We start from the raw sequence: 1,723 nt of genomic DNA on the forward strand, positions 1-1,723 counted from the left end.
TCGCGAGGATCGCCAGGCCAACACCGCAAGGATGCTGGTAGCGAACCTTGAGCCGCTCATCAAGCGCCGCCCAGGTGCGCTCGTCAGCCGGGTCACCCGAGATCACCTGGTGATCAACCACCCAGCGCTCCATGCCGACGCCCCAGCCTTCCACCATCAGTTCCAGGCGGTTGTCCTGAGTGTCCACAGCAGCGGTGAGCATCAGCACACCAGCGGGCATGCTGCCCATCGTGTAGTTCTCAAGCTTCGCCCGGTCGCGCAGCGCACTGGCCTTGGTCTGCTCCTGTGCGCTGTCCCACACTCGCGCAAGGCGTGTGTTGTAGAACACCTGCATGGGTTCCAGATCGCCCTTGGCCTGGGCCTTCTTGGCCCGCTCGAACTGCTTGGCGAGCGTTGGCCAATCCTGCCACCCGAGCGGCGCATACAAGGCGTTGAGGTGGAAACCAACCGTCTCACCGTCGCCCTGAGAGTGTGACCGCCACTCGCCACGGGCGAGCATGTCACCCTTCTGGTACTCCTCGATCATCACATCGCAGTCAGTTGCAGCGCACTCGTAATGCACCACACTGAAGTCCTTGCTGTAGTGCAGTCGCTCCCACTCCAGCACCTGGTAGTGCCCGCAGGTCGGACAAGGGACGTAGTAGTAACGCTGATCGCTGACCTCGAACAGATCCGCGATCCGCGAGGCGCCCTTGATGGTCGGCGAGCTGGAGAAGTAGAACTTGGCGTTGCGCCCGAAGTTACTGCCTCGGGTTTCAGCCAGCTCTACCGGGTCACCCTCCTCGCCAACGTCGACCTCCCAACGGTCGACCTCATCGCCGTAGACATACCGCGCCGTAAGTTCGGCCAAGTTGGCTGCCGAGCCGGCCGTCGTGACGTACAGCGCGCCGCCCTCGAACTCCTTGGTATCCATGGTGTTGCGGGCATCGCGGGACCGGCTGGACGCCACGCGCTCGCGCAGCACTGGGGTCGCCGTGATGGTCTTGCCGATACGCGCCGACACCCGCTTCGACAGCCCCAGGCTCGGCAGCAGCGTGAGGATGTTGGACGGAGCCATGTGGATCAGACCGCCGATCCAGTTCAGGGCGATCTGCGTTTTCATCAACTGCGAAGCCACCATGGTGACGACGCGCTTGCAAGGGTGTGCCGGCGAAAGACAGCGCATGGGCTCACGGGCGTATGGTGTCCGCTCCGTACGGTACTGGCCGGGCTCAGCGGCGCCAGTGTCCCTGGGAATGCGCATGTACTTATCGGCCCATTCGTCGATCCAGAGATCAGGGTCGGGACGCAGCCCACGGAAATACGCCTCGCGGTACACCTCTGCACCATCGGGGATTTCCGTATGCATAGGTTCAACTCGGGTTAAGGGTGTGTTCCAGATCCGCCGTGGACAGCCGCTCGGCATCCTCCAGCGTTTGGCGAATCGCCGCCGTCAGGTGTTTCTCGATCTGCCAGGGGTCCGTAATGGCGGACAGCTCCGGGGCCAGCCGGGTCGCAAGGCCCAGCAGTTGATCGCGCAGCAAACGACCGTTGCTGTAGGCCGCTAGCTTGATCGCCGCCGCCTCGACCAGCTCGCCCTTGACCTTGCGCAGTTCGATCTCGGCCATCTGCGCAAGGTTGTGCTCGCGCAGCGCTCGGGCTTTTTGGAAGTCCGGCTGCCGGCCATCGCTGGGAGTAACTGGCTGCGGCGCAGCCGTGTTCGTCGGCTCGGCGAGGGTCGAGA

Annotated in this window: 1 protein-coding gene and 1 pseudogene; both read right to left on the reverse strand. The window is 63.7% G+C overall.

All coding sequences use genetic code 11. The features are described from left to right. On the reverse strand, positions 1-1,348 hold a 1,348-nt coding region (locus tag PF66_RS31690), incomplete at its 3' end, for a phage terminase large subunit family protein (protein ID WP_054064911.1). 4 nt (positions 1,349-1,352) lie between these two features. After that, positions 1,353-1,723: pseudogene (locus PF66_RS31695) on the reverse strand (terminase small subunit); the annotation flags it as partial.

It is taken from the genome of Pseudomonas asplenii (assembly GCF_001293465.1).
Lineage (GTDB): Bacteria > Pseudomonadota > Gammaproteobacteria > Pseudomonadales > Pseudomonadaceae > Aquipseudomonas > Aquipseudomonas fuscovaginae_B.